Source organism: Streptosporangium sp. H13245 (genome assembly GCF_055690525.1).
Genome location: NZ_JBSZKT010000030.1, coordinates 95,507 through 102,555, shown reverse-complemented (window position 1 = coordinate 102,555; position 7,049 = coordinate 95,507). Strand labels below are relative to the sequence as shown.

The 7,049-nt window shown below is 68.9% G+C and carries 3 protein-coding genes and 1 rRNA gene; 3 read left to right on the top strand and 1 reads right to left on the bottom strand.

What is annotated here, in order from left to right; translation table 11 throughout:
• Positions 1-79 (top strand): 5S ribosomal RNA (gene rrf / locus ACW9TB_RS30290); the annotation flags it as partial.
• Between the two features lie 229 nt (positions 80-308).
• Here the strand turns inward: rrf and ACW9TB_RS30285 are convergent.
• Positions 309-1,463, bottom strand: coding sequence for a serine hydrolase domain-containing protein (locus ACW9TB_RS30285; RefSeq protein ID WP_472751495.1), 1,155 nt, complete (start codon positions 1,461-1,463; stop codon positions 309-311).
• Positions 1,464-2,310: 847 nt separating this feature from the next.
• Here ACW9TB_RS30285 and ACW9TB_RS30280 point away from each other — a divergent pair.
• On the top strand, positions 2,311-3,480 hold the full coding sequence (locus ACW9TB_RS30280) for a sugar phosphate isomerase/epimerase family protein (protein WP_472751494.1): 1,170 nt from the start codon (positions 2,311-2,313) through the stop codon (positions 3,478-3,480).
• 180 nt (positions 3,481-3,660) lie between these two features.
• The gene (locus ACW9TB_RS30275) at positions 3,661-6,996 is read left to right on the top strand and encodes a PQQ-dependent sugar dehydrogenase (protein WP_472751493.1); all 3,336 of its coding nucleotides are present in this window, start codon (positions 3,661-3,663) and stop codon (positions 6,994-6,996) included.
• The last annotated feature ends 53 nt before the right edge of the window (positions 6,997-7,049 follow it).

The following is a 7,049-nucleotide window of genomic DNA, read 5'->3' as shown; positions in this document are numbered from 1 at the left end:
TCCGAACCCGGAAGTTAAGCTCTTCAGCGCCGATGGTACTGCACCGGGGACGGTGTGGGAGAGTAGGTCACCGCCGGACAATCTTTCACGAAGGGCCCCCACCACGCGGTGGGGGCCCTTCGTGCTTTCCTGAGCCTTTTCAGGCGTTCCAGGCTCTTCACTCCACGCTTCCCGGGGGCTCGTTTTCCCGGCGAGATCCCGGGGCCCCGGACTGTCGAGGGCTCTCAGGTAAGACTTCCGGGTTTCGTGGTTCATCGACACACTCGCGGCCTACCGGTACGTTCACTGCTTATCGACGCCTGCACGGTTCACCGGCACATGAGTCTTCCCGCCGCCGCGATCGCCTGGCCCGCAGCCGGGGAGTTGAGCTGGACCACCACCTGGCGTCGGCCGTCCTCGCTGCTCATGGCGATCCCCGAGTATCCGTAGACCATCCCGGAGTGGTTCCATACCCGGGTGCCGCACGGCAGCCTGTCGGCGAAGACGCCCAGGCCGCCCGCGCGCTTCAGCGCGACCCCCTCAGGCAACCGCTTCGGCGCCGGGCCCCCGGTGGGTTCGCCGTCGTGCGTGGCCCGTTTCGCGCCGAACAGGGCCTCGTAGAAGACGCCCACGTCTCCCGCGGTCGACACCAGCCCGCCCGCGGACCAGAAGATCGAGGAGTTCACGACCGTCGCCCCGGGACCGTCGCCCTGTCTCCCCGCGGCGAGCCCGGACGGCCGCAGATCTCGCGGCAGTTCGGTGTCGCGCAGTTTCAGCGGCTCGATGACGCGCTCGCGGAGCGCTTCGGCGTAGCTTTGCCCGGTGATCTTCTCGATGATGAGGCCGAGAAGGATGAAGTTGCCGTTGGAGTAGCGGTTCACCCCGCTCTTGCCGGGGCTGCCGCCGTAGCCGAGCAACTCCCGGGGTGGCCAGTCGCGCGTGTGCATGCCGCCGTCGACGATGGCGTCCATGAAGCGGGAATCGGTGAGATAGTCCGGTATTCCGCTGGTGTGGGTGAGCAGCTGCTCCACGGTTACCCGGTTGGCACCGGGAAGGACGCCGGGGAGCAGCTTGCCGAGCGTGTCGCGGAGGGCCAGCCGCCGTTCGCGTATCAGCTGGAGCGCGATCGTCGCGGTGAACGTCTTGGTGATGCTCGCGATCCGGAAGCGGTGGTCGACCCGCATCGGGGTGCGCGTCGCGGGATCGGCGAACCCGGAGGCGGCCTCCTGGACCCTTCCGTCGTCACGGACGTGCACGACGGCCCCCGGGGATCCGGACGCCATCACCAGATCGTCCGCGATCTTCTGGAGGGCGGAGGCCGAGCCGGGCGGCTTCGGCGTCGCGGGAGTGGGAGTGGGAGTGGGAGTGGGAGTGGAGGACGCGGGCACGGAACTCGTTCGCGAAGGAGAGGGAGACTCGAAGGCCGGGGTGCAGGCGGTCAGCGCGATCATCAGCGAGATGGCTCCGAGTCCGGTCGCGCGCATCCGGCGTTTCCCTTCTCGCTCCACGTGTTCCCCGCCGAGATCATCGATTCTCCCTGAACACGGACTGAACACGGAAACGAACGCGAAAACGACCGTGGAAACGAACACGGAAGCGAGTGCGAGTACGAACGCGGCGACCTCCGCCTCCGGGTGGGAAGGACTGGAAGGACGCTACAGGCACCGTAGCGAACGGGAAAGAACGAGAAAGGACGGGAAGGATAGCGAAGACGGGAAAGACGTAAGTCCGAAGCCTGGCCACGGCTCCCGCCCCTTCGCCCTCAGCCGCCCGACCCATCGACCCTTCTGTCGATTATGAGCGAAAGTTTCACGTTTCTCAACCAAAGTACGCGCCGAACGGGTCCGTGACCGTTCGGGGCGAGCGGGCTCGCGGGTTGGTCGGCGCGTCGCAGGTCCGGCCGGGTGGGGGCGTCGAGAGGGTCCGTCCGTTGGGACTATCTGCTCATATCGTTACAAACCCAGTCTATTGCCGCATCCCAGAGTCGGCCACCCCGATCTACCAGGGAAGATCCTCCGGTCGGGGGTGTGCCGGGGGCCGCTGGGCGGGGCTGTGTGCCGAGGCGACTTCGGGCGCTTGTCGTAGAAAGTTCAAGTGATCATGACAAAAGTTCTTCCAAAAAGGGCAGAAGACGCGTAACTTCCACGCCAAGTTCTCCGCACAACATCAAGAGGGCGAAGTGAGTCGGTCGGCGGCGTCCGAGGGCGGATCCCCTCGGAGGGACGATCCAGCGGACAGGGCCGCCGACCTGCGGCGGAAAGGAGTCGGCGGTCACCCGGCCGAGGCGTCGGGGATCACGGGCTCCGTCCCCCCACATGGAGGTAGGAAACCATGAGTGCACACGAAGAAGAGTTCGACGAGGTCTCGGTCGCGCTGCGCCGCAGGCTCGGGCTGAACCGCCGTCAGTTTCTCGCCGCCACGACGGGAGTCACCGCGGTGGCCGCCGTGTCCGCGGTGGGCCCGCTCGCGTCGGCCGCGTACGCGTCCCCCGGTGGCGAGCAGGAGCGCGGTCACGGCCGCGACCCCCTGGTGCCCGAGGCGAAGCGGGGCATCATCCTCTACACGGTTCGTGACGTGATCTCCCGCGACCCGGCGGCGAACCCGAACCTGCCGGCCGGTTTCCGGCGTGTGTTCGAGGAGCTCTCGCGGATCGGCTACAAGCAGGTGGAGTTCGCCGGTTACGGCCAGCACGCGAACGCCGAGGGCGGCGCGAACCTGGAGAACGTCGAGGGCGCCAGGCTGCTGCGCCGGTGGCTCGACGACAACGGGCTCAAGGCCCAGGGCAACCACGGCTTCATCCCCGGCTCGTGGCCGCTCACCCAGGCCGACCTCGACCGCTTCAAGCAGACCCTGGAAATCGCCAACATCCTCGGCATGGAGCACGTGGGCACCGGCGGCGACCCGACCAACAGCGCCTACAAGGCGGACTGGGACCTCGCCGCCCAGAAGTGGAACTTCCTCGGCTCGATCGCCTCGTCCGCCGGGATCAAGCTGTACACGCACAACCACGACGCGGCGTACGGCTTCCTGCTCGACACGGGCCCGCTCGACGAGCTCGGCCGGCCCACCCGCTCGTCGGGTGTCAGGAAGCTGGAGTACTTCCTCGACATCACCAGCCGCAGGCACGTCTACCTGGAGATGGACATCTTCTGGGCGCACGTGGCGCAGTACAAGCACCGCTCGTACGTCGCGCGCAACGGCTCCACCCGCACCGACATCTTCGACCCCCTGAAGCTCGTACGGCAGAACGAGAAGCGGTTCCCGCTGTTCCACGCCAAGGACGGGAAGACCAACACGGCCACCGGCAACGGCTACGACATGGTCCCGTTCGGCACCGGTGACATCGACTACGGCGCCTTCTTCTCCAAGCTGGACGTCGAGCGGCGCCACAACCCGATGTACGAGCAGGACAACGCGCCCGGAGGGGCCGAGGAGCCGGGCCGCTCGCTCCAGTACGCCGACCTCAGCTACAAGAACCTGGCCGCCCTGCGCCGCCGCTGAGAGAACCGCCCTGCCGTCGTCGCTGAGAGACCGGCGGACGATTAGGGGCCACCCCCTCACAACACCCCGGAGAAGGACCCGGCCGGGGTCGGCGGACCGCCACGTGATCGAAGCCGTTGCCGCGGCACGCGTGGCGGCCCGCCATGTCCTGACACCCCCCTGAAGAAGAGGCTCAGGAAGTTGAAGCGTACCCGCGCCATGCTCGGTGGAGCACTGGCCGCCCTGCTGTTTCCCCTGGCGGTGCCCGGCGCCGCGCCCGCGCAGGCCCAGGTCCTGGACGGGCCCACCGACTGGTCGAACTACGAGAAGATCACGCTGACCAAGAACGTCGGCGAGCCGATCGACCTGGCGGTCCTGCCCGACAAGCGGGTCCTGCACACCGCACGCAACGGCGACATCCGCCTGACCGACGGCGCCACCGGCGTCACCAAGGTCATCAACACGATCCCCGTCTACGCGAACTCCGAGGACGGTCTCCAGACGATCGCGATCGACCCCGGGTTCGCCGAGAACAAGTGGGTCTACGTCTACTACGCGCCGAAGACGATGACGGCGCCGTACCCGGCGACGACCCCCACCGGGTCGGCGCCCAACTCGCTGCCCGCGGGCGCGGACGAGTCGTACTGGAACCAGTGGAAGGGCTACAACCAGCTGTCGCGGTTCAAGTGGACCGGTGACGCGCTGGACCTCTCCACCGAGCAGGTCATCATCAAGGTCGAGACGCAGCGCGGGCAGTGCTGCCACGTCGCGGGCGACGTGGACTGGGACGCCGAGGGCAACCTCTACCTCGTCACCGGTGACAACACCCCCGCGGGCACGCCAGGGGCCAACGGCATGGCGCCCAACAACGACGCCCCCGGGATGAACCCCGGGCTCGACGCGCGGCGCGGCGCGGGCAACAGCAACGACCTGCGCGGCAAGATCCTGCGGATCACCGTACGGGACGACGGCACCTACACGGTCCCGGACGGCAACCTGTTCCCGCCGGGAACGGCCAGGACGCGCCCCGAGATCTTCGTGACGGGTGTGCGGAACGCCTTCCGCATGGACGTCGACGACGTGACCGGTACGGTCTCCTGGGGCGACTACGGCCCCGACGCCGGGGCCGCCGACCCCGCCCGCGGGCCCCTGGGCTACGTCGAGTGGAACGTCACCCCCATCGACAGGCCGATGAACAGCGGCTGGCCCTACTGCACCGGGAACAACTTCAACTACAACGACTGGAACTTCGCGACCTCGACGCCGCGCGAGTGGTTCGACTGCGCGGGAGGGCCGACGAACACCTCCCGCTGGAACACCGGCGTCGACAAGCTGCCGGCCGCGACCCCGGCGGACCTCTACTACGGCGACAACGCCACCCACCAGCCCGCGGAGTGGGCCGGGCTCACCGACTTCGAGCCGGCGGGTGGCCAGGGGCCGATGGGCGGTCCCGTCTACCACTACGACGCGGCGAACCCGTCGACGACGAAGTTCCCCGCGTACTGGGACAAGAAGTTCTTTTTCGGCGAGTTCTCCCAGGACTACCTCGCGGCGTTCACCGTGACGGGGGCGGACGGGCCGGTGACCAAGCTGGAGCACTTCCTGCCCAACAGCGCGCTGACCATGGCGGCGATGCCGATCACCGACAGCCCGATGGACATCGAGTTCGGCCCCGACGGGTCGCTGTACGTGCTCGACTACGGCGACGGCTTCTTCCGCGCGAACCCCGACGCGGGCCTCTACCGCATCGACTACGCCGAGGGGAACAAGACGCCGCAGGCGAGGATCGTCGCCAAGCCGACGTCGGGCAGCGCCGCGCCGCTCACCGTCGCGTTCAGCGCGGAGACGTCCACCGATGCCGAGCCGGGCGCGCTGACCTACGAGTGGGACTTCGACGGCGACGGCACCTTCGACGCCACCGGCGTGACGGCCTCGCACACCTACCCCGCGCTCGGGCAGTACGCCGCCAGGCTCCGCGTGACCGACGCGCAGGGCAGGTTCGGGCTCACCTCCACCGAGATCACCGTGGGCAACACCGCGCCCGAGGTGACCATCCAGACGCCGGGCGACGGCGCCTTCTTCGACTGGGGCGACGCGGTGCCGTTCCAGATCAAGGTCTCCGACAGGGAGGACGGCGACACCCCGGTGTGCGGCCGGGTGCAGTGGACCTTCGGTCTCGGGCACGACACGCACGCGCATCCGGAGACCCTCGGCTCGGGATGCTCGGGCGCGTGGCCGACACCGGCCGACGCCCCCGAGCACGGCGAGACCGAGAACATCTTCGGCGTCGTCGTGGTGAGCTACCGCGACAACGGCGCCGGTGACATCCCCGGAGCCCTCGGCGACGCCACGCTCATCCTCAACCCCAAGGAGCTGCAGGCCGAGCACTCGGACGCGAGCAGCGGCGTCACCAGGGTGGAGGACGAGGGCGCGTCCGGCCTGGCGAAGATCACGTCGTTCGACGCCGGTGACTGGATCGCGTACGACCCGGTGAACTTCGCCGGGGTCACCGGGGTGAGGACCCGCGCCTCCGGTGCGGGGACGCTGTCGCTGCGCTGGGGCTCGGAGACGGCGGAGCCGTTCGCCACCGTCACCGTGCCCGCCGGATCGGGCTGGCAGAGCGTGGACACCTCGCTCACCGGCGCCCCGGCCGGCAGCGGGAAGCTCTACGTCACCTCGACCGGCGGTGTGGAGGTCGACGGGTTCACCTTCCAGGGCGGCGGGGTCGCCGACGAGACGCCCCCGACCGTGTCGGCCACGCTCGCCCCGGCCGAGCCGGGCGGGGAGAACGGCTGGCACACCGGCAACGTCACGCTGACGGTCACCGCGACCGACAACGGCACGGTGGCGAGCCGCCAGTACTCGCTCGACGGCACGACGTGGCTGAACGCCAACAACCCGGTCACCCTGACCGCCGACGGGACGGCCGTCGTGCGCTACCGGGCGACCGACAACGCGGGCAACGTCTCGCAGGTCGGCACCGTCACGGCGAAGATCGACAAGACCGCCCCGGTCCTGTCCGTGAGCGGGGTGGAGCCCGGCAAGTACGGCGACTCCGCGTCCGTCACGCCCGTTTTCTCGGCGGCCGACGCGACGTCGGGGGTGGCGAGCGTGACGGCGGCCATCGGCGACCTGGAGGTGGTCTCCGGCGAGCCGCTCGCCCTGTGGAAGCTGGCGCTCGGCGCGCACACGCTGACCGTCACCGCGAAGGACAGGGCGGGGCACGTCACGAGGCGGACCGTCGCGTTCGAGGTCACGACCTCTGTCGCCGACGTGGAGAGGCTCATCGACCTCTTCGAGGCGGCCGGGCAGCTGTCGGCCTCCGGCGCCGCGAAGCTCCAGGACAAGATCTCCAAGGTCATGGTGTCCGAGGACAAGGGGCGCGAGCGCGACAAGAAGAAGATCGTCAAGAAGCTTGAGCGCTTCGTCGAAGCGGTCAACGACCCGAAGATCGTCTCCAACCCGGCGGTGAAGGCCACGCTCCTGCGTGATGCCAACGCCCTGATCGCGCAGTTCAGCGCTCCGGCCGCCGGATAACGCCGACGCGCTGACGCCGCCACGTTGACGGCGACGCGCTGATGCCGACGCGT

Bases quoted from the DNA above. Each gene is read 5' to 3' on its own strand.
- ACW9TB_RS30285 (WP_472751495.1), bottom strand. From the start codon at position 1,463: ATGCGCGCGACCGGACTCGGAGCCATCTCGCTGATGATCGCGCTGACC.
- ACW9TB_RS30280 (WP_472751494.1), top strand. From the start codon at position 2,311: ATGAGTGCACACGAAGAAGAGTTCGACGAGGTCTCGGTCGCGCTGCGC.